Genomic DNA, 21,539 nt, shown 5'->3' with positions numbered 1-21,539 from the left:
CGCTCTAGTTTAGATTAAGCTATAAATGAGTTTTTAATGTCTTGGTTTGTCTAGAATAAAGAGTGATATTTCCTGAAAGCAGTAACCCTGTTAGGACAAAGAAGGTGGCGATCATATCGAATATCGTCACTGGTTCATTTAAAAGAATGGCCGCCAGTATATAGCCGAAAATCGGGGTCAAAAACAACCAATTGTTGGCCCTGACAGCATCTTGTTTTAACAAGTAAAACCAGAGTAGCATCGTAGCAATCGAAATGATCAACACTAACCAGATTAGCGAACTGAGTAAGTAATCATCCACATGTAAAAAATATGTTTCGCTTTCGAGAGCGTAAGTAATCGGGATTAATAGGATGCCACCAATGGTTACTTGCCAAGTGTTAATGACGATATTAGGAAGAGTTAACTTGATTTTTTTAAAATAAACACTTCCAACCGCCATGGATAGCATACCTATTCCTAAAGTAATTAACCCGCTAATCGTGGCCTCGCTATGAGAAAGGGATGGCCATGTAGCGATCATTAACCCGATAGCCGCAACCAACATGCCGACCCACTCTTTTAAAGTGACTTGTCTTTTTAAACAGATACAGGATAATAAAGCGACAATGAAGGGATTTATTGTAACAAATAAATTAAATAAACCAGCAGAAATGCTTTGTAATGCCCAAAAGATCGCACCTAAGTAGATCGTGGTATTTAAGATTCCTAAAATGATGAGCGGTTTCCATTCATGTAATTGAGGCCAACGATATTTTTTCTTTATTAAATAAATATAAAGAAATAACAAGCCGCCAGCTAGTAGCAAGCGAATAGTCGCCAATGCTAGTGGTGTAGTTGAGTATAATCCAAACTTCGTGGCAATCGCGGCAGATGACCATAAAAGTGCAAATAGTATACCTAAAGCTGTGTGCATCAACATCCTCTCCTTAATCCAATGATACGAAATGTTGATGCGTTTTATTTTACAGAATGTCAGGTGTATTTTTGCTGAAATTCTGTATTTTTTCGATATTGACTTGGGGTTATTCCTTCATACTTCTGAAACAGTCTCGTTAAAGATGATTGATGTTCTAATCCGACTTGGATGGCGATATGTAAAATCGGTAAATTGGTGTGGCGCAGTAATTCTTTCGCTTTATTTAAACGTACATCTCTTATATAAGAAGCAGGGGATTTCCCGGTTTCTTTCATAAACCATTCCGAAAAATAGGTGCGATTATAATGTTCAAGTGAGGCGAGTTGACTGATCGAAATGGGCTTATCATAATGGTTATGAATATATTGGATCGATTTAGGTTGTTGATCTTGAAGTAAATGATAGGAAATATAAGGATAAAGTTCTTTTAGCGCAGGATTTTGGCCCGTTTCATTTAAAAGAAGATGTCGAATCCCTTTCCACTGATTGGTTAATTCAATAGAAATACTTCTATTTTGTAACTCTTTTGTTGACAGCATAAAGTAAGGGATATCTAATACTAAAAATTCGTTTCGCACAGCTGAATGAAACGTATGATGACATTTAGGTGGAATATAAAATAAGGTTTGGTCATCAAGCTGAAGAGTTTGGGTATCGGTTTTTATAGATAGCTCACCTTGAAGAGGAAAAATGACCTGAGCATACATATGGGCATGCGTGTTTTGAGCCGCTGAATATGTTCTGCGTTCTGCTACAATTGCTTCAATCGTCTCCATGTTTTATCACTCCTATACGGATATGAGAGGACTTACAAGGAAGCCCCCTAGTTAAAAAGGGACTCTCCTGTTTTCTTCGGTTCGCAATAATATATGCGGTAAGTATGATTGTTTCACCAAGCCGCTTTCAACATCATGAGGATATTGAGCGTCCACTCCATGTCCCATTAGCTCTTCTTGAACTGTTGTAACTTATGATAAATGGCGGCTAATCTCTTTTCTTCGCCAGCTTCTATCGGTTTATAATAATTTTTCTCTTTCAAATTGTTTGGTAGATAATCTTGCTGAACCCACCCGCCAAACGTTCCTAATGGATAATCGTGAGGATATTTATACCCTTCATGTCCTAATACTTTAGAGCCAGCATAATGGCCATCTCGAAGGTGTTTAGGGATCTCTCCAACATTGCCTGTTCTAATCTCTTCTATTACTCTGTCTAAGGCTTTATAAGCTGAATTAGATTTTGAGGATAGACACATTTCTATAACAGCGACAGACAAAGGAATACGAGCTTCGGGTAAACCTAAACGCTCACTGGCGGTTACAGCTGACAGCACATTATTGCCAACAGATGTATTAGCTAATCCGATGTCTTCATAAGCAGTTACTAATAATCTGCGATTGACAGCCGTTAAGTCACCTGTTTCAAGTAAATGCCCTAAGTAATATAGTGCTGCATCAACATCACTTCCCCTAATACTCTTCTGCAAGCTAGATAGTAGGTTATAAAAATTCGATCCTTTTTTATCGCCATAGACACCTACACGATCGATTATGTTGTTTATGGTTTCATCTTTAATCATAAAAGAACCATTCTCTTTAGTTGATGCAAATACAATTGATTCTAATAGTGTTAAGGATCTTCTAGCATCACCGTTGGAACCAAAAGCAATCTTTTGTATTTGTTCACTAGATATTTGAATAGGTAACTTACCTAGTCCCTTTTTTTCATCATGTAATGCGCGTTCAAGCAAGAGCTGAAGATCCTCTGTTGATAGGCGTGTGAGTTGTTTTATTTGGCCACAACGACTTCTTATAGCTGGATTGACATCATGAAAAGGGTTTTCGGTGGTTGCTCCAATGAGGATAATATCTCCACGCTCTACATGCGGTAAGAGGTAGTCTTGTTGGGCTTTATTAAAACGATGAATTTCGTCTAAAAACAAAATGACTTTTCCAGTTAGACGAGTTTCATCAACAACAGCTTCTACATCTTTTTTGCCAGCAGTCGTTGCATTTAAAGCGATAAAAGGTATTTTAGTTGTTCCTGCAATAGAATATGCAATGGAGGTTTTCCCAATACCTGGTTCACCATAGAGCAGCATGGAGGGGACATACCCGTTTTTAATCATTTTATACAAACTTGTGTGTTTTCCAATAATCTCTTTTTGACCAACAATTTCATCTATATTTGTTGGCCGCATTCGGTAAGCAAGAGGTTCTCCATTCAATTTGATGCCTCCCCATAAGATTTATAACAATATTATATATTGAATGAAGGAACAATCAAATTAAAGTAACTATTAAAAATATAAATGGCAAAAACTTTTTTTATATAATTGTACGTCTTATATATAGAGCACAAAAGGAGGTGCCACGAATGAAAAAAAGCTTACAGAGTTAATATTAAAACCCCTGATTATTTCAAAATAAAATTTTGTTCAAGATGCAAATGACGAAAACTTTTTTTATATAGTTGTACGTCTTATATAAGAACAGTACAAGGAGGTGTCACCAATGGGAAAACAACATCTAGAAAAATTGCTCACAGAGTTAATATTAAAAAACAAAGAGTCATTTTATAGAGTAGCTTTTAGTTATGTTAAAAATAAAGAAGATGCGTTAGATATTATTCAAGAGTCCATCTATAAAGCGTTATCCACTGTACATACCCTAGAAGATCCCAAAGGGTTAAAAAGTTGGTTTATACGAATTGTAATCAACACATCGATTGATTTATTGCGGAAAAAGAAAAAGGAATTTATAGCTGATGATAGTACGTTAGAGGTTATTAGTCCGGTAAGCAGTGATAGATATAAGGATTTCGATTTGGCTAATTCACTTGCTGACTTGGACCCTAAATATCGAATTGTTATTATTCTTAAATTTTTTGAAGACTTAAAGCTTCGCGACATAGCAGAAGTCTTAAATGAAAATGAAAACACGATTAAGACTCGTTTATATAAAGGGCTTAAAATGCTTCGGTTACAAATGGATAATTATTGAAAAAATGGGAGGGTGATTGATAAAGTGAATAAAAAAATTGAAGACCTTAAAAGAGAATATAATGACATTCCGATACCGAGTGAATTAGATTTTGTTGTAAAAAAGGCGTTGAAACAAAAGCCCAGAAAACCTAAAAAGCCTAAAATGTTAAAAGTGATCGTTAGTTTAGCCGCAGCTTCCGCCATTTTTATTGGAGGAATCAATGTAAGTCCAGCGTTTGCGAAAACGATGGGAAGTATTCCTGTTATGGACAAGATCGTTGAGGTATTAACATTTACAGAATTCAAGGTAGATGAGGAAACATACCAGGCTGATATTAAAGTGCCGGAAATTAAAAACCTTGAGGATGAATCATTACAGTCAACGTTAAATCAAAAATACGCAGAAGAAGGTAAAGAGCTATACAAACAATTTAAAGCTGAAATGGAAGAAATGAAAGAAAGTGAAGGCGGGCATGTTGGTGTATCCAGCGGGTACGAAGTGAAAACAGATAATGAACAAATCTTATCTATTGGACGATATGTGGTGAATACAGTTGGGTCATCTTCAACAACTTATAAATTTGACACGATTGATAAAAAGAATGAATTATTAATTACTTTACCAAGCCTTTTTAAGAACAAAGCTTATGTAGACGTGATTAGTGAAGAGATTAAGAAGCAAATGATGACACAAATGAAACAAGACTCTTCCGTAACTTATTGGATAGAGGATCCAAAAGAAAGGGACGTATTTAAAATAAATCCTGAACAAAGTTTCTACATTAACGAAGACAACAAATTAGTAATTGTATTCGACAAATATGAAGTGGCTCCTGGTGCCATGGGAATAGTGGAATTTATTATTCCAACAGATGTGTTGAAAGATGTTCTCGTTAGTCATGAGTATATTAAAGAGTAGAATCCAATAAGAAGGTATAACCATATTGTTAATTTTGATATAAAAGTAAGGGAACTTCATGTGCTAAGAAGTTCCCTCTTTTATTGTTTTACCGCATAGAATTAGGGAGCGATCATGTTATTTGTTGCATGTTCTATGCTATAATAACGAAAGTGACCAATTTGAACTAATGCAATGTAGATGGGTATAATAAGATATAAATGAACAGGGGATTCAGTGGATGAAACAACAAGGGAATATGGTGGTCAGGCTAATGATCTTTGTAATTGGCCTTTTATTTATGTCTCTTGGCATTGTGTTGTTAATCCGTGCCGATCTTGGAGCAACACCTTGGGATGCACTTCACGTTGGGCTATATGAGCGTATCGGATTAACCGTAGGTACATGGTCTGTGCTAATTGGTTTTTTGATTTTAGGCATTGCTTCTATGTACTTGCGTGAGTGGCCGCAATTTGGGGCCTATCTAAATATGGTATTAGTTGGGATTTTTATTGATCTATTTTTAAGTATGCCTGTGATCGCCACACCGTCTGCTTTTATTGGCAAGCTAGGTATGTTTGTAGTAGGAACGGTGGTTATGGCGTATGGGATGTCTTTTTATCTTGCCGCTCAGCTTGGAGCTGGTCCGCGTGACAGTTTTATGCTTGCGGTGATGAAAAAAACTGGCTGGAAGGTTTCACATATTCGGCGCGGCATGGAGTTTATTGTATTAGCCATTGCTTGGGCGATCGGTGGGCCAGTCAGTTTTGGCACATTTTTGTTTAGTTTTATCATGGGAACAGCTGTCGGTATTTCAATGCCGCAATGTCAGCGGTTTTCCGATATAATTATAAAAAGAGTGAATCATTGGAAACAAGAAACTAATCGAGGTGTAAATATATGAGAATTTCAACTAAAGGTAGATACGGACTAACCATTATGATCGAACTAGCGAAACGACATGGAGAAGGACCGACATCTTTGCGTGTGATTGCCGGGGCTCATAATTTATCCGAGCATTATTTGGAGCAGTTAATTGCTCCGCTCCGTAATTCTGGACTAGTCCGCAGCATTCGTGGAGCATACGGCGGGTATGTGCTTGGAAGAGAACCAGAAACTATTACAGCTGGTGATGTCATTCGAGTGCTGGAAGGACCTATCAGTTTAGTAGAAGGAATTGAAGAAGAGGAACCAGCAAAACGTGAGCTATGGATCCGCATTAGTGATGCGATTAAAAATGTGTTGGAAAATACGACGTTAGATGATTTAGCGAAACATACGGATCGTGATGAATCTGACGGCTATATGTTTTACATTTAAGGGGTGATCGACATGCAACGAATTTATTTAGATCACGCGGCGACTTCGCCTGTTCATCCCGAAGTTATTGAAGTCATGAGTATTCAAATGGCTGAAGTGTTCGGTAATCCATCAAGCATTCATTCGTTCGGACGAGCGGCGCGCCATGTGGTAGATACCGCTAGAACGACGATTGCTTCAAGCATTGGCGCTCATTTTAATGAGATTATTTTTACGAGCGGTGGAACAGAAGCTGATAACCTTGCGATCGTTGGCACAGCCCGAGCGATGAGCGATAAGGGACGACATATTATCACCACATCCATCGAGCATCATGCGGTTTTACATACGTGTGCACAGTTAGAGAAGGAAGGTTTTGAGGTTACGTACTTACCAGTGAATGAACAAGGCTGTGTTCAAGTAGATGATGTCAAAGCAGCTTTGAGAGAAGACACGATTTTAGTTTCTGTTATGTATGGAAACAATGAGGTAGGAACTATTCAACCGATTCAAGAAATTGGTGAAATGTTAAACAATCATCAAGCTTCTTTTCATACAGATGCAGTGCAAGCTTATGGATTGCAAGCCATTGATGTCAAAAAAGAACATATTGATTTATTAACAACGTCTGGCCATAAAATCAATGGACCTAAAGGGATCGGTTTTCTCTATGCGAGAGAGGGGATTGCTTTATCCCCTGCTTTATTCGGCGGGGAGCAAGAAAGAAAGCGTCGGGCCGGAACAGAGAATGTTCCGGCAATTGCTGGGTTGGCAAAAGCAGTGGAAATCGCCGAGGCAAGTCGAGAAGAAAAAAGGCAACAATATATCGGCTTTAAACAGCAATTGATTGATCTTTTATCCGCTCAGGAAGTAGACTTTTGTCTAAACGGATCACTTGAGCAATCCTTACCCCACGTGGTAAACTTAAGCTTTCTTGGAACAGATGTCGAAGCGATGCTTGTCAATCTTGACCTTGCTGGTATTGCGGCTTCGAGCGGTTCCGCTTGCACAGCGGGAGCGATTGAACCGTCCCATGTATTAGTGGCGATGTTTGGTAAAGAATCCGAGCGCCTTCGCAATTCGATTCGTTTCAGCTTTGGGTTAGGAAATTCACAAGAGCAAATAGAACAAGCAGGAAAAGCCATCGCCCAAATTACTGCCCGCTTAACGAAAGCGTAAGCAAAAAGAAAGAGAGTGGACTGAATGAACAAAGCACCGAAAGATACTCGTGTCGTAGTCGGTATGTCTGGCGGGGTTGATTCTTCGGTTGCGGCCCTTTTATTAAAGGAGCAGGGCTATGATGTCATCGGGATTTTTATGAAGAACTGGGATGACACAGATGAAAACGGCGTCTGCACAGCAACAGAGGATTACAACGACGTTATACGAGTGTGTAATCAAATCGGCATCCCTTATTATGCCGTCAATTTCGAGAAACAATATTGGGAGAAAGTATTTACTTACTTCCTTGATGAATATAAAGCAGGGCGGACACCGAACCCTGATGTGATGTGCAATAAAGAGATCAAATTTAAAGCCTTTTTAGAGCATGCGATCAATCTCGGCGCTGATTATTTGGCTACGGGTCATTACGCGCGAGTGGACCGCAGTGGCGATGAAGTCAAGATGCTGCGCGGCCTTGATGAAAACAAAGACCAAACATACTTTTTAAATCAACTGCAGCAAGCACAACTAGAAAAAGTGATGTTTCCAATCGGTGATATTGACAAAAAACGTGTGCGAGAGATTGCGACGGAAGCTGGGCTTGCGACAGCTGCGAAAAAAGATAGTACCGGCATTTGTTTTATCGGCGAGCGGAATTTCAAAGAATTTCTTAGCGGATATTTACCCGCTCAACCTGGCAATATGACAACGATGGGTGGAGAGGTGAAAGGCCGTCATGATGGACTGATGTATTATACGATCGGTCAGCGTCATGGTCTTGGCATCGGTGGCTCTGGTGATCCGTGGTTTGTTGTTGGGAAGGATTTGGAGAGAAATGTTCTATACGTGGAGCAAGGTTTCCATAACGAATTGCTCTACTCCAATTCATTGATTGCGGACAATATTAGCTGGGTGACGGATCAGCCAAAGTCGTCATCCTTTGAGTGCACAGCGAAATTCCGCTATCGCCAACAGGACAATAAAGTCACGGTTCATATGTTAGAAGATGGCAAGGTGAATGTGGAGTTTCACGAGCCGACTCGCGCGATTACACCAGGACAAGCCGTTGTTTTTTATGACGGTGAGGAGTGCCTTGGCGGCGGTACGATTGATCAAGTGTTTAAACACGGCAAGCGTTTGACGTATGTCGGTTAAATAATTGAAAATAGCCTTTAAAGCATGCGATTGCTCTAAAGGCTATTTTCTTTGTATATGTTATAATTTTTTTATCAAATAGTTAGAGGTGGATCATGGACAAGAATTTACAAGGTATTGAGTTTTTACAGCAAGGAAAAATTGAAGAGGCATTAAAACTGTTTACAGAGCGAATTGAGGAAGCACCTGAAGAGCCGACTGCCTATATCAATTTTGGGCATGTGCTATCAACGGTTGGCGAACTAGAGCGGGCGGAAAAATTTTATCAAAAGGCGATCGAGGTAGATCCGGAAGCTGGTGCTGCTTATTACGCATTTGGCACGTTTTTATATGAACAAAATCATTTAGAAGAAGCTTGTAAACAGTTTGAACAAGCGATACATAAAGGGTTGGAAGAAAGTGATGCCTTTTTCATGCTTGGAATGACATTAATGCAGCTTGATCAAGCGGTTTTTGCGTTGCCGTATTTACAGCGAGCAGTTGAACTCAATGAAGAAGATACAGAAGCTCGTTTTCAATTTTGTTTGGCGTTAGCGAAAGCGAACGCTTTAGATGAAGCGATTGCCCAACTTGAGCGGGTGATTGAAGCGGACCCAGAGCATGCCGATGCTTACTACAATCTCGGTGTAGCTTATGCTGGTCATTTAGAGGATGCTGATCGAGCAATGGCGATGTTTAAGAAAGCATTAGCAGTTCAGCCAGATCACATGCTAGCAGGTTACGGAAAGAAAATGATCGAAAACGCAGCGGAAGAAAGTTGAAAATAGTGGGAGGTGGGGCATATGGAGCAGAATTCGATGGATCTCTTCGCGGATGGAGAAAAGTATGTCAAAGGCCGCCATCTTGTAACGATTTTCCATAATAAAGAAAACTTTTACTCCGTTTTACGTATTCGAGTGTCAGAAACGAATGACAATTACGATGAAAAAGAAGCCGTTGTCACCGGTTATTTTCCGCAAATTCATGAGCAGGAAATGTACGTATTTTATGGGAATTTTAAAGATCATCCGAAATTCGGCCGTCAGTTTCATGCCAGAGTCGTGCAGAAAGAAATTCCGCAAACAAAGCAGGGGATCGTGACGTATTTATCGAGCGAATTATTTAAAGGGATCGGTAAAAAAACGGCTGAACAAATCGTCGAGACGCTTGGTGAAGGGACAATTTCGAAAATTTTGGATAACCCAGCCTTGCTTGAAGAAGTTCCTAGACTGCCGGCGGATAAGGCAAAAAAGCTTTATGAGACGCTACTTGAGCATCAAGGGCTAGAACAGGTGATGATTGCGCTCAATCAATACGGCTTTGGTCCGCAGCTATCGATGAAAATCTTTCAAGCTTATCAGCAGCAATCGATTGAAATCATTCAAAAAAATCCTTATCAGCTTGTGGAGGATATAGAAGGCATCGGTTTTGGTCGAGCAGATGAGCTAGGTGCACAAATTGGTATTCATGGGGAGCATCCCGATCGATTGAAAGCAGGCATTTTATTTACCGTTGAGCAACAATGTTTGCAAGAAGGACATTGTTATTTAGAAGCGGAACCGTTATTGAAAGCGGTAAAGGTATTGCTTGAAAAAAGCGGTCAAGAGGAAGTTTCATTTGAATCGATTGCTAAGCAATTAATCGCCCTTGAAGAAGACGGGAAAGTGGTCGGAGAAAATGATCGTGTGTTTTTACCTTCTTTATTTTTCTCAGAAAAAGGACTCGTGACAAATATTGAAAGGCTGTTAAAGCAGCAACAATATGAAGATCAATTTCCTGAGTCAGAATTTTTGCTGGCACTTGGTGATTTAGAAGAACGAACCGGTGTGCAATATGCACCCACACAGAAAGAAGCCATCCAAACCGCTTTGATGTCGCCGATGATGCTTTTAACTGGAGGGCCAGGAACGGGAAAAACAACGGTAATTAAAGGGATTGTTGAGTTGTATGCAGAGTTGCACGGCTGCTCACTTGATCCAAAAAGCTATGGGAAAGATGAGCCGTTTCCGATTAGACTAGCGGCGCCTACTGGCCGAGCTGCAAAGCGAATGGCGGAATCAACCGGTTTGCCAGCTGTGACGATTCATCGCTTGCTTGGTTTTAATGGCCAAGAATCGATGGAGGATGGGGAAAGTCGTGAAATTGAAGGGCGATTATTAATCATTGATGAAATGTCGATGGTTGATATATGGCTCGCTCATCAGTTGTTTAAAGCTCTTCCTGATGATATTCAAGTGGTGCTTGTTGGTGATGAAGATCAGCTACCTTCTGTTGGTCCTGGGCAGGTGTTAAAGGATCTGCTCGCCTCACAAGTGATTTCGACGGTACGATTGACCGATATCTACCGCCAAGCAGAAGGGTCTTCCATCATTGAAATGGCCCATGAAATCAAGAAAGGGAATTTGCCAAACAATGTGACTCAGCAGCAAAAGGATCGTTCTTTTCTAACGTGTCGGGTGCAACAAATTCCTGAAGTCGTTGAACAGGTCGTGAAAAACGCGATCAAAAAAGGGTTTACCGCACGAGATATTCAAGTGCTCGCTCCGATGTATAAAGGCCCTGCCGGCATCGATCGCCTGAATGTGATCCTGCAGGAGATCTTTAATGCAGACCCGGATGGCTCCCGCAAAAAGCTATCGTTTGGAGAAGTGGAGTACCGAATCGGTGACAAAGTGCTACAGCTTGTGAATCAGCCAGAACAAAATATTTTTAATGGTGATATTGGTGAAGTCGTCTCGATCTTTTATGCAAAGGAAAATACAGAAAAGCAGGATATGGTAATCGTTTCTTATGACGGCAATGAAGTCACGTATACGAGAGCAGATTTGAATCAGATTACGCATGCGTTTTGCTGTTCGATCCATAAATCACAGGGGAGTGAGTTTCCAATTGTGATCTTGCCAGTCGTGAAAAGTTATTACCGAATGTTAAGACGAAATTTATTGTATACAGCGATTACACGAAGTAAACAATTTCTCATTTTATGTGGAGAAGAAGAGGCGTTTCGAATTGGGATCGAAAGGAATGACGATCTGATTAGAAAGACCACTTTGCAGGAAAAATTATTGGCAATTCTTCAGCCAGAAAGCAAGAATCAAAAGGATCAGGAACCACTGCTATTAACGGAAGAAACGATCACAGCCATTGATCCAATGATCGGCATGGAAAATGTTTCGCCTTATGATTTTCTAGACTGAGACCATACTAAAGTTGTCGAGATCATTCTTTCTTGACAAATGTATAAAAAGCCTTGAACATGGACACCCTTTTAGCAAAAAGCTAAGAGAAGTGCGAGGTGGCATACATGTTCACATGCCCAAACTGTCAAGGCAAAGAAATCGGAAAAATCGGCACGACGCAATACTACTGCTGGAACTGCTTTATCGAACTCTCCATCGCCGACGACCTCATCTCCGTTCATCAAGTCGAAGAAGATGGCTCACTCAGCTCCCTCGACGACCTGTTTGAAGAAGATGAAAGAAAACTGAGTTAACAAAGAAAAGCGGAGCCGACTGTTCAGACACGACAAGCAAATGACAGAATGATGAAATGGCGCTCTTCAGCCATGCAGTCAGGCTGGCATTTGACTCGAGTGTCTAGGAGGCGAAGCTGGACAAAGAAAAGCGGAAGACCTTAACACCCAACTAAAAATTCGGAGGCGGATACTATGTCTAAAACAATGACTTCCCTAGTCGGACTGGGCGCGGGGATGGCAGTAATGGCCGTGTTTAACCGCAACAACTCCACATTCGGACGAATGGCCAGAAGAATGAGAAGAATGTTTTAATTAAGAAAAGCGGAAGGCGCTTGTTCAGCGACGTATGGACTGGAGCGATCCGCACGAGATAAAGGAAACACGATGAACAGTAGTGAATCGATGTTGACTTATCGCAAGGAGGATAGTGGAAGTTCACTAGTCGCTAGCGCCTGAAGCTAGACAAAGAAAAGCGAAGCCGACTGTTCAGACACGACAAGCAAAGCTCCGAAAGCACAAAGAGGATGCCCTATTTCATTGGGCGTCCTCTTTGTCGTTATTTTTCGAAAATACCGAAAGCACTTGATTTATCATTTTTTTAGAAAATCCAATGGTTTTGTATTTTTGATAATGAGCTTTGGCGAAATCTATCAGTTCAACGGGTATTTTGCGATGGGCGATAAGTGGATAGTACATACGGTATCCTTCTTTTAAATGCTCCCATCGCTCATCATTTCCTGGTAATACATACTCAGATACATCGATTAATTTAATGGTATGACCTTGCATAATAATATTTTTCAAATGAATATCACGTGGATTAAGACCTACTTGACGAGCATAAGCAATGGCTTCGTCTACTTGTTCAATCATACGAGGTGGGATATATATTCCGGCGATGAGGCAGTCATATAGGTTGGTGCCATGTTCATAGCTAATCACCACAAACCGTTCGCCTGTGCCGTAAAACTTAGGGAAGTAAGGGTGATTATTCAGTTTTTCATAGGCTTTTGTTTCATTCCATCTTTTTTCTTCTTTGCCATAAGCGAAGATCTTAAATGCATATTGAGGAAAATCAGCGTGGACAAATACTGCAGCGTCTGTTCCTTTTCCAACACATGTCAACTGGTCTGGAAGTGATTGAATGGTGACAAGTTTATTTTCAGAATCAGCTATTATCTCAAGTTCTTTAATTAAAAATGTGATATCTTTCCAATTGTCTTCTTTCACCTTTGTCTAAAAGTCCTCCTTATTAAAAGTGGATCTACATTGTGGCGAATTATTTTATCCCGCATTAACGGGCTGTAAGACCCCTACCTCAACATGGCAGAAGAAGCGCAGGTATGTAGGTGGGGGATGAAGAAAACCCCCACTGATTGAAGTTTCACTTTATATTTGTCCGAAAAAATAGGGGTTAATAAAATATTTATGCGACACAAAAAAGAAAAACACATTATTTTTAAAATAATTATAGAGGAAAACGTATCCGTTGACTATTAAGAAGACTGTTAATTGAAAAAGCGTTTGGTGAACTCGCTGATAAATCATTCAATACATGAATAAATTGAATGTGTTCAGCCGCAAACTAAGTAAAAAGGATGTTTTCTCATCATGGAAAGCAAAATTAAGTTAAAGTGGCTATATATGGCGAGTGCAGCTTTACTAACGTTATTAACGGTGTATGTATTATTTTTGCTTAGGTCGTTGTTGTTACCAATGTTGCATTGGGTATGGATTAGCTTGTTGCCATTTTTGCTAGGGGGATTTATTGCTTATTTGCTTCACCCGCTTGTTGAAGCGATGGCGAAGCGTGGAATTTCACGGGTAGGAGCTATTATTATTATCTATATTTTATTTTTTGGTTTATGTGGTTTCGGTCTTTTTAAAGGAACACCGTTGTTTATTGAGCAATTAAGGGATTTGTCTGCCAGTGCGCCGAAAGTGTCGCAAATGTATGAAGAGAAAATGATCGCCCTGCAAATAGAAACGTTAAATTGGCCAGATGGGTTGCAGGAACAGCTTCGTGAGCGGATGATCAAATTTGAAAGCTGGTTATCTGGACTAGTAGAACAGTTTATGAATGTGCTGATGAAGGCGGTCAACTTTTTGTTTTTCTTAGCAATTGTTCCATTCATCTCTTTTTATTTATTAAAAGATATGAGTCGGGTAAAAAAAACGGCTTGGAGAATCACGCCGAAGCGCTGGCGTACCCGAGTATTACGTTTTGTTAATGAACTGGATCATTCTCTAGGTTCTTATATTCGCGGACAACTCTTTGTTTGCTTATTGGTAGGAGGAGTGGCATCGTTATTATTTTCAATGATCGGCCTTCCTTACCCAATTTTACTTGGAGGGATTATCGGAATCACCAATGTCATCCCTTACTTTGGACCGCTAATTGGAGCAATACCAGCCATATTTGTTGCGTTAATGATCTCTTTTAAAACAGCTATATACACAGCCATTATCGTGTTTATTTTACAATTCATTGAAGGGAATATTCTCTCCCCTTGGATTGTCGGCAAAAGCTTGCATCTTCATCCGCTGTTTATTATCGGTGCCCTGCTGGCTGGAGGAGAGATCGGCGGGGTGGTAGGGATGGTTGTTGCGGTTCCTGTACTGATCATTTTAAAAGCAGCCTTTTCCGCGGATCGTCGAGTGAAGGCTCGACTGCAAAAGCCGCTCATTGACAAGTAGGGATGAAATTTTTTATAATTCGGTTATAATGAAATGCTAAATCGAAGAAGGATCGAGTATGTTGTAGTCCACCTTATGGTCATTGTGCCACAGAGAGGAGCTTCCTTGGCTGAAAGAAGTTCTAGGTGAAGGATAACAGAAAGCTAGTCCAGAGAGCAGTTAATCGCTGCCGTAAGCCGCGTTAAGGCAGAAGAGAGATGAGTCGAAAGATCGACTCATAATCAGGGTGGTACCGCGAGAAGCTTCGTCCCTGTCCGGGGAACGGGGCTTTTTTTGTTGTCTTCAACCCATGAAACAATTGCTAATAAAGGAGGAATATAGAATGAAAACATTAACAGGTGCACAGATTCGTCAAATGTTTTTAGATTTTTTTCAGGAAAAAAACCATCGAGTAGAGCCAAGTGCTCCGCTTGTGCCGCATGATGATCCAAGTCTTTTATGGATCAATAGTGGGGTGGCTACATTAAAGAAATATTTTGATGGTCGAGTGATTCCAGAGAACCCACGGATTACGAATGCACAAAAATCCATTCGAACAAATGATATTGAGAATGTAGGAAAAACGGCTCGCCATCATACATTCTTTGAAATGCTAGGGAACTTCTCCATCGGTGAATATTTCAAAAAAGAAGCGATTCACTGGGCGTGGGAATTTTTAACTGATGAAAAATGGATGGCATTTGAAGCGGATAAGTTATCTGTGACGATTCACCCAGAGGATGATGAAGCATTTGAGATTTGGAATAAAGAGATCGGCTTGCCGGAAGAAAGAATCATTCGTTTAGAAGGGAATTTCTGGGATATCGGTGAAGGCCCAAGTGGACCAAATACGGAAATTTTCTACGATCGAGGCGAGTCTTATGGCAATGATGAACATGATCCAGAACTATACCCAGGTGGAGAAAATGAACGTTATTTAGAAATCTGGAACCTTGTATTTTCCGAATTCAATCATAATCCAGATGGTACATACACACCGCTACCAAAGAAAAATATTGATACAGGTATGGGGCTTGAGCGTATGGTTTCTGTTGTTCAAGAAGTACCAACGAACTTTGATACGGATTTATTTATACCAATTATTGAAGCAACAGAAGCAATTTCTGGTGAAAAATACCGTGAAAGCGTAGAGAAAGATGTTGCGTTCAAAGTGATTGCTGACCATATTCGAACAGTGGCTTTTGCGATTGGTGATGGAGCGCTTCCTTCAAATGAGGGCCGCGGCTATGTGTTGCGTCGTTTACTACGTCGTGCGGTGCGCTATGCAAAGCAAATTCATATTAACCGTCCATTTATGTTTGAATTAGTTCCAGTTGTTGGTGAAATTATGAAGGACTTTTATCCAGAAGTTTCAGCAAAGACGGAATTCATTCAAAAAGTGATTAAAAATGAAGAAGAGCGTTTCCACGAAACTCTTCATGAAGGGTTAGCGATTTTATCATCTGTGATCGAAGCAGCGAAAAATAATGGCTCCGATGTCATCGCTGGAGAAGATGTGTTCCGTTTATATGATACGTATGGCTTCCCTGTAGAATTAACGGAAGAGTATGCGGAAGAAGAAGGCATGAAGGTAGATCACGAAGGTTTTGAAAAAGAAATGGCCAACCAACGTGAACGTGCGCGTGCTGCTCGTCAAGATGTTGATTCGATGCAAGTACAAGGTGGCGTGCTTGGCGACATTAAAGTAGCGAGTCAATTTAGTGGCTATGACCAATTAATGGTAGAAGCAACTGTTGCTGTCGTGATTGCGAATGGTGAGATCGTGGAATCAGCAACAGCAGGCGAAGAAATTCAATTTATTTTGGATGAAACACCATTCTATGCTGAAAGCGGCGGCCAAATTGCTGATAAAGGAGTATTGGAAGCAGAAGGCGTTCGTGTAGTGATTCAGGATGTGAAAAAAGCACCGAACGGCCAGCATGTGCAGCAAGCCCTGATAGAACAAGGGACGTTAAAAACAGGTCAAAAAGTAATCGCTCGAGTAGATGAAGCGTCTCGAAGCAAAATTATTAAAAACCATACAGCTACGCATCTTTTACACCAAGCATTAAAAGATGTTCTTGGTACGCATGTCAACCAAGCGGGTTCATTAGTAGGTCCTGATCGTCTTCGCTTTGACTTTTCTCATTTTGGACAAGTCCAGCCGGAAGAGCTAGAGCAAATTGAAACCATCGTCAATGAGAAAATTTGGAGAAGTCTAGCAGTCGATATTGCCAACAAATCACTCGATGAAGCGAAAGCGATGGGGGCAATGGCATTATTTGGCGAAAAATATGGTGATGTGGTGCGCGTCGTGTCTGTTGGTGACTACAGCCTTGAGCTTTGCGGCGGCTGTCATGTACCGAACACATCCGTAATCGGTTTATTTAAAATTGTTTCTGAAAGTGGAATTGGTGCAGGAACACGTCGTATTGAAGCAGTGACAGGTGAAGCTGCTTATCAATTGTTAAATCAGCAAGTGGCTCTACTGAAAGAAGCAGCGAACAAGTTAAAAGCGAATCCGAAAGACATTGTTGCAAAAGTAGAGAGTCTACAAGCAGAGATGAAAGAATTACAGCGTGAAAATGAATCGCTTCTACACAAATTGTCTAATATAGAAGCAGGAAGTTTATTAGATAACGTCAAAGAAGTAAATGGTGTAAAATTTTTAGCGGCACGTGTACAAGCAACAGACATGAATAACTTGCGCACAATGGCGGATGAGTTAAAACAAAAACTTCATTCCGGTATCATTGTTTTAGCGGCACCGAGCGAAGATAAAGTGAATATCATTGCAGGGGTGACGAAAGACTTAGTGGAGAAAGGTTATCATGCTGGCAAGCTTGTGAAAGAAGTGGCATCGCGTTGCGGCGGTGGCGGTGGCGGGCGTCCAGATATGGCGCAAGCAGGAGCAAAAGACCCTTCGAAAACAGAGGAAGCTCTACAATTTGTTGAAGAATGGGTGAAATCCGTTTGATTCCATGGCAATTTATTGTACAATGTAAATAACTTGTACAAAAGCAGGCTCACACTTATTGAGCCTAAAGCGAGGTGCTAATTATGAGCTCTTTTGATCAAACGATGAGGTTTAATTTTCCTGAGGAGCCGTTTGAACAAGATGTGAAAGAAGTATTGTTTAAAGTGTATGACGCGCTTCAGGAAAAAGGATATAATCCAATCAATCAAATTGTCGGTTACTTACTTTCCGGCGACCCTGCTTATATTCCACGCCATAACGATGCACGTAATTTGATCCGTAAGCTTGAACGCGATGAAATTATTGAAGAGCTTGTGAAAACGTACTTGAAACAGCAGCGAGAGGGATAAGTCTTTATGAGAGTAATGGGGTTAGACGTCGGCTCAAAAACAGTTGGCGTGGCAATTAGTGATGAATTAGGCTTTACCGCTCAAGGAATTGAAACCATTCGCATTGACGAGGAAAAGCAAGACTTTGGACTTGATCGACTCGATGTTCTTTGTCAGGAATACAGCATTGAGAAATTTGTTGTCGGATTGCCAAAGAATATGAACAACACGATTGGTCCGCGTGGAGAAGCTTCGCAAGCATTTGCGCGACAGCTCGAGGAGCGCTACTCGTTGCCTGTGGTCCTCTGGGATGAACGCATGACCACAATGGCAGCGGAGCGGGTGTTGCTTGAAGCTGATGTTAGCCGGAAGAAGCGCAAGAAAGTAATTGATAAAATGGCCGCGGTGATGATCCTGCAAGGATTTCTCGACAGCCAATACTAATGAGGTGGAAAAAAATATGACACATGATGAAAAACAAATTACAATTATTGATGAAAACGGAAACGAGCAATTATGCGAAGTATTGTTCACTTTTGATTCCGACGAATTCGAAAAATCTTATGTACTTTATTTCCCAGTAGGTGCAGAAGAAGATGACAACGAAGAAATCGAAATCCATGCTTCCTCTTTTATTCCAGCAGAAGATGGCCAAGATGGTGAATTAATGCCGATTGAAAGCGATGAAGAGTGGGATTTAATTGAGGAAATGCTGAACACATTCCTTGATGAAGAAGAGGAATAAGAAAAAAGGACCGGACTTCCCGGTCCTTTTTTGATGGGATTGTAGTATAATGGGAGGGCGAAGAATGACTCGTTTAATGTTGAAAGGGGAAAGAATATGTCGAAGCAGCTTTATTTGCAGTCTCCAGAGAGAAAGAGGCGGTTGAAAAAATCGATTATTTTTATGATCTTAGCTTTCTTTCTAGTCATAGGAGGTGCAGCAGTAGGCATTTATTTCTTTGTACAGTCCGCACTTCAACCTGTTGACAAAAATGATCGAACTCCTGTCCAAGTTTCAATTCCAATTGGTTCTAGCCTTTCTGTAATAGCAGATCAGCTTGAAGAAAAAGGATTAGTGAAAAATGCAGAAGTATTTAAATACTATGTGAAATATAAAGGAGAAGGCGATTTTCAGGCAGGGAACTACTCCTTTAATCAAGCAATGACCGTCGATGAATTGATCGAAATAATGAAAACAGGAAAGGTTGTAGCAAGCGAAGTTGAGCTAACCATTCCTGAAGGGTATCAATTGTCACAAATTGCTGAGATCATCAGTAAAGAAACAGGTCGTAACACCAGCGAAATACTCAAAGTAATGAATGACCCAACTTTTATTAAACAAATGATAAAAAAATATCCAGAATTGTTGACGGAAGAAATTTTAGCGGAACAGATAAAATATCCGTTAGAAGGCTATTTATATCCGGCGACGTATCATTATGGAGATAAGAAAACGCCTATAAAAGAAATCATAGAAGATATGATCAAAAAAACGGATAGCGTATTAGCGCAATATCGATCATCGATGGCCGCGAAAAAAATGTCAGCTCATCAGCTGTTGACGATGTCTTCACTCATTGAAAAAGAAGCAACTGAAAAGGCAGATCGCAGAAAGATCTCTAGTGTCTTTTATAATCGTCTAGAGCAAAATATGCCGCTGCAGACCGATCCAACGGTTTTATATGCTCTCGGCAAGCATAAAAGTCGTGTGTATTACAAAGATTTAAAGGTAGATTCACCGTATAATACGTATAAAGTAAAAGGGCTCACACCAGGTCCGATTAGTAACAGTGGATTGTCTTCGATAGAAGCTGCATTAAATCCAGAACAGACAGATTATCTCTATTTTCTTGCTTCACCAGCTGGAGATGTGTATTACTCGAAAACATTAGAAGAACATAATCAGCTAAAAGAAAAGTACATTACTGATGCCAAACAGCAGTAAATGAGAACAGTCGCTTTTTTCTCTACAATATGTTAAAATAATTCAAGTGTTTTTTTAGTCAATGGATAATAGAGCGCAAAAAAAGGGTAGAAAGCTGAGGAGCTTTCTTCTTTTTCTTGTTAAGCCTTTTTAGAAAAGGGGATCGAAATTGGACGATAAAATCCATCATTATATAGAAACATTAGTTAAGGACCGATCGGATCTGTTTGTTGAAATGGAGGAGTTTGCTAGGGAGAATCGTGTTCCCATTATGGAAGTAGTAGGAATAGAAGCTCTTCTTCAAATGTTACGATTGCAAGCGCCGAAGAGAATCCTTGAGGTTGGTACAGCTATAGGCTATTCTGCTTTGCGAATGGCAGCTGCTCTACCAGGAACAGAGATCGTTACGGTCGAACGCGATTCAGAACGTTATCAAAAAGCTCTTCAATATATCGATCGCGCAAAATATGGAAACCAAGTGACCGTTATATATGGAGATGCATTAGAGGTAGTAGACGAAGTGGGGAAAATGGGACCGTATGATGCTATTTTTATCGATGCAGCAAAAGGTCAGTATACGAAGTTTTTTAAAAGCTATACGGCATTTTTAACAAACCAGGGAACGGTTTATACAGATAATGTCTTATTTAAAGGGTATGTAGCTGAAGAATTAGTTCAGACGAAGCGGACGCGAAATTTAGTGAAAAAAATCCAAAAGTATAATGAATGGTTGATGACTCATCCAGATTACGACACGGCAATTATCCCGGTCGGTGACGGGTTGGCTGTCAGCCTTAAAAGAGGTGGAAAAGAAGATGAATAAACCAGAATTACTAGTGACTCCAAATAGCGTGGATGCTATTTTGCCTTTGGCGGAAGCAGGAGCAGATGCATTTGTGATTGGCGAGCAGCGATATGGTTTACGGCTTGCGGGAGAATTTAACCGTGAAGAAGTTAAGAAAGCGATTGAACTAGCGCATTCACTAGGGAAAAAAGTGTATGTCGCCATGAATGCGATTTTCCATAATGATCGCGCCAATGAATTAGATGATTATGTGGCTTTCTTGCAGGAAGCGAACTGTGATGCCATTATTTTTGGTGATCCTGCTGTATTAATGGCCGTTCGTCAAAAAGCGCCTACTATGCCGCTTCATTGGAATACAGAAACCACAGCAACGAATTATTTTACGTGTAATTATTGGGGCAAAAGAGGAGCCGTTCGCGCGGTATTAGCTCGTGAGCTGAATATGGATGCGATCATCGAAATCAAAGAAAATGCAGAGGTTGCTATTGAAGTGCAAGTGCATGGAATGACATGCATGTTCCAATCAAAGCGACCATTGCTTGGACATTATTTTGAATATCAAGGCAAAGCGATGGAAGTTGAAAATCGCCAGCAAGAGCAAAGTATGCTCCTTCATGATAAAGAGCGTGGAAATAAATACCCTATCTATGAAGATGAAAATGGCACTCATATTATGAGCCCGAATGATATTTGTATCATTGATGAGCTACAGGAAATAATAGAGGCCGGAATTGATAGTTTTAAAATTGATGGTGTATTGCATTCACCAGAGTATCTTTTAGAAGTGACAAAATTATATCGTCAAGCGATTGATTTATGTGCTGAAGAGCCAGAACAATACGAAGAAGTGAAAGACGAGCTTCTTGAAAAAGTAGAAGCCATTCAACCGAAACATCGTCCACTCGATACAGGCTTTTTCTTTAAAGAAACGGTCTATTAAAAGGAGGAATAAG

22 protein-coding genes are annotated in these 21,539 nt (G+C 40.3%); 18 read left to right on the top strand and 4 right to left on the bottom strand.

The annotated features are described in order from the left end of the window. Positions 1-19: 19 nt before the first annotated feature. From WDJ61_RS12840 to WDJ61_RS12830, 3 genes are all read right to left on the bottom strand, one after another. Positions 20-916: a DMT family transporter gene (locus tag WDJ61_RS12840; protein WP_338750328.1), complete on the bottom strand. Its 897-nt coding sequence runs from the start codon at positions 914-916 to the stop codon at positions 20-22. Positions 917-975: 59 nt separating this feature from the next. Beyond that, entirely contained in the window at positions 976-1,695 is a 720-nt protein-coding gene (locus WDJ61_RS12835) for an AraC family transcriptional regulator (protein ID WP_338750326.1), read from the bottom strand. 167 nt (positions 1,696-1,862) lie between these two features. Beyond that, complete coding sequence (locus WDJ61_RS12830; RefSeq protein ID WP_338750324.1) at positions 1,863-3,146, bottom strand: replication-associated recombination protein A; 1,284 nt, start codon at positions 3,144-3,146, stop codon at positions 1,863-1,865. Positions 3,147-3,432: 286 nt separating this feature from the next. Between WDJ61_RS12830 and WDJ61_RS12825 the strand changes: the two genes are divergently transcribed. The 10 genes from WDJ61_RS12825 to WDJ61_RS19115 all read left to right on the top strand — a co-directional run bounded on the left by WDJ61_RS12825 (position 3,433) and on the right by WDJ61_RS19115 (position 12,184). Then, positions 3,433-3,921, top strand: a complete 489-nt coding sequence (locus WDJ61_RS12825) for a sigma-70 family RNA polymerase sigma factor (protein ID WP_338750322.1) — start codon at positions 3,433-3,435, stop codon at positions 3,919-3,921. Positions 3,922-3,945: 24 nt separating this feature from the next. Next, positions 3,946-4,821, top strand: a complete 876-nt coding sequence (locus tag WDJ61_RS12820) for a DUF3298 and DUF4163 domain-containing protein (RefSeq protein ID WP_338750320.1) — start codon at positions 3,946-3,948, stop codon at positions 4,819-4,821. Positions 4,822-5,041: 220 nt separating this feature from the next. Next, on the top strand, positions 5,042-5,704 hold the full coding sequence (locus WDJ61_RS12815) for a YitT family protein (RefSeq protein WP_338750318.1): 663 nt from the start codon (positions 5,042-5,044) through the stop codon (positions 5,702-5,704). After that, positions 5,701-6,120: a cysteine metabolism transcriptional regulator CymR gene (gene cymR / locus WDJ61_RS12810; RefSeq protein ID WP_338750316.1), complete on the top strand. Its 420-nt coding sequence runs from the start codon at positions 5,701-5,703 to the stop codon at positions 6,118-6,120. Before WDJ61_RS12815 ends, cymR begins: the two co-directional genes overlap by 4 nt. A gap of 12 nt (positions 6,121-6,132) precedes the next feature. Next, positions 6,133-7,278, top strand: a complete 1,146-nt coding sequence (locus WDJ61_RS12805; protein ID WP_338750314.1) for a cysteine desulfurase family protein — start codon at positions 6,133-6,135, stop codon at positions 7,276-7,278. A gap of 24 nt (positions 7,279-7,302) precedes the next feature. Beyond that, a complete protein-coding gene (mnmA, locus tag WDJ61_RS12800) occupies positions 7,303-8,418 on the top strand; it encodes a tRNA 2-thiouridine(34) synthase MnmA (protein ID WP_338750312.1) in 1,116 nt (371 codons plus the stop codon). A 95-nt stretch (positions 8,419-8,513) separates the two neighbouring features. After that, positions 8,514-9,179 carry a tetratricopeptide repeat protein gene (locus tag WDJ61_RS12795; RefSeq protein ID WP_338750310.1) on the top strand — a complete coding sequence of 222 codons (666 nt, stop codon included), beginning with the start codon at positions 8,514-8,516 and terminating at the stop codon, positions 9,177-9,179. 21 nt (positions 9,180-9,200) lie between these two features. Next, positions 9,201-11,594, top strand: coding sequence for an ATP-dependent RecD-like DNA helicase (locus WDJ61_RS12790; RefSeq protein WP_338750308.1), 2,394 nt, complete (start codon positions 9,201-9,203; stop codon positions 11,592-11,594). A 107-nt stretch (positions 11,595-11,701) separates the two neighbouring features. After that, a complete protein-coding gene (locus WDJ61_RS12785) occupies positions 11,702-11,890 on the top strand; it encodes a hypothetical protein (RefSeq protein WP_338754797.1) in 189 nt (62 codons plus the stop codon). Between the two features lie 174 nt (positions 11,891-12,064). After that, the gene (locus WDJ61_RS19115) at positions 12,065-12,184 is read left to right on the top strand and encodes a DUF3918 family protein (RefSeq protein ID WP_413789013.1); all 120 of its coding nucleotides are present in this window, start codon (positions 12,065-12,067) and stop codon (positions 12,182-12,184) included. A gap of 222 nt (positions 12,185-12,406) precedes the next feature. Here the strand turns inward: WDJ61_RS19115 and WDJ61_RS12780 are convergent, their stop codons facing one another. Continuing rightward, the gene (locus WDJ61_RS12780; protein WP_338750306.1) at positions 12,407-13,102 is read right to left on the bottom strand and encodes a serine/threonine protein kinase; all 696 of its coding nucleotides are present in this window, start codon (positions 13,100-13,102) and stop codon (positions 12,407-12,409) included. A 381-nt stretch (positions 13,103-13,483) separates the two neighbouring features. Between WDJ61_RS12780 and WDJ61_RS12775 the strand changes: the two genes are divergently transcribed. The 8 genes from WDJ61_RS12775 (at position 13,484) to WDJ61_RS12740 (ending at position 21,526) form a co-directional block, all read left to right on the top strand. Beyond that, the gene (locus WDJ61_RS12775; protein WP_338750304.1) at positions 13,484-14,569 is read left to right on the top strand and encodes an AI-2E family transporter; all 1,086 of its coding nucleotides are present in this window, start codon (positions 13,484-13,486) and stop codon (positions 14,567-14,569) included. Positions 14,570-14,891: 322 nt separating this feature from the next. After that, complete coding sequence (gene alaS / locus WDJ61_RS12770; RefSeq protein WP_338750302.1) at positions 14,892-17,525, top strand: alanine--tRNA ligase; 2,634 nt, start codon at positions 14,892-14,894, stop codon at positions 17,523-17,525. A gap of 83 nt (positions 17,526-17,608) precedes the next feature. Then, on the top strand, positions 17,609-17,875 hold the full coding sequence (locus tag WDJ61_RS12765; RefSeq protein ID WP_094834049.1) for an IreB family regulatory phosphoprotein: 267 nt from the start codon (positions 17,609-17,611) through the stop codon (positions 17,873-17,875). A 6-nt stretch (positions 17,876-17,881) separates the two neighbouring features. After that, the gene (gene ruvX, locus WDJ61_RS12760) at positions 17,882-18,298 is read left to right on the top strand and encodes a Holliday junction resolvase RuvX (RefSeq protein WP_338750299.1); all 417 of its coding nucleotides are present in this window, start codon (positions 17,882-17,884) and stop codon (positions 18,296-18,298) included. Positions 18,299-18,314: 16 nt separating this feature from the next. Beyond that, on the top strand, positions 18,315-18,599 hold the full coding sequence (locus tag WDJ61_RS12755; RefSeq protein WP_338750296.1) for a DUF1292 domain-containing protein: 285 nt from the start codon (positions 18,315-18,317) through the stop codon (positions 18,597-18,599). A gap of 96 nt (positions 18,600-18,695) precedes the next feature. Beyond that, the gene (gene mltG, locus WDJ61_RS12750) at positions 18,696-19,802 is read left to right on the top strand and encodes an endolytic transglycosylase MltG (protein WP_338750294.1); all 1,107 of its coding nucleotides are present in this window, start codon (positions 18,696-18,698) and stop codon (positions 19,800-19,802) included. Positions 19,803-19,950: 148 nt separating this feature from the next. Next, positions 19,951-20,604 carry an O-methyltransferase gene (locus tag WDJ61_RS12745; RefSeq protein ID WP_338750291.1) on the top strand — a complete coding sequence of 218 codons (654 nt, stop codon included), beginning with the start codon at positions 19,951-19,953 and terminating at the stop codon, positions 20,602-20,604. Continuing rightward, entirely contained in the window at positions 20,597-21,526 is a 930-nt protein-coding gene (locus WDJ61_RS12740) for a peptidase U32 family protein (protein WP_338750289.1), read from the top strand. Before WDJ61_RS12745 ends, WDJ61_RS12740 begins: the two co-directional genes overlap by 8 nt. Positions 21,527-21,539: the final 13 nt, after the last annotated feature.

The sequence above is a fragment of the Bacillus sp. FJAT-52991 genome (genome assembly GCF_037201805.1).
Classification (GTDB): Bacteria; Bacillota; Bacilli; order Bacillales; family Domibacillaceae; genus Bacillus_CE; species Bacillus_CE kandeliae.
Note: the sequence above shows the minus strand (reverse complement) of the source record. Positions and strands in the feature narration are given on the sequence as shown.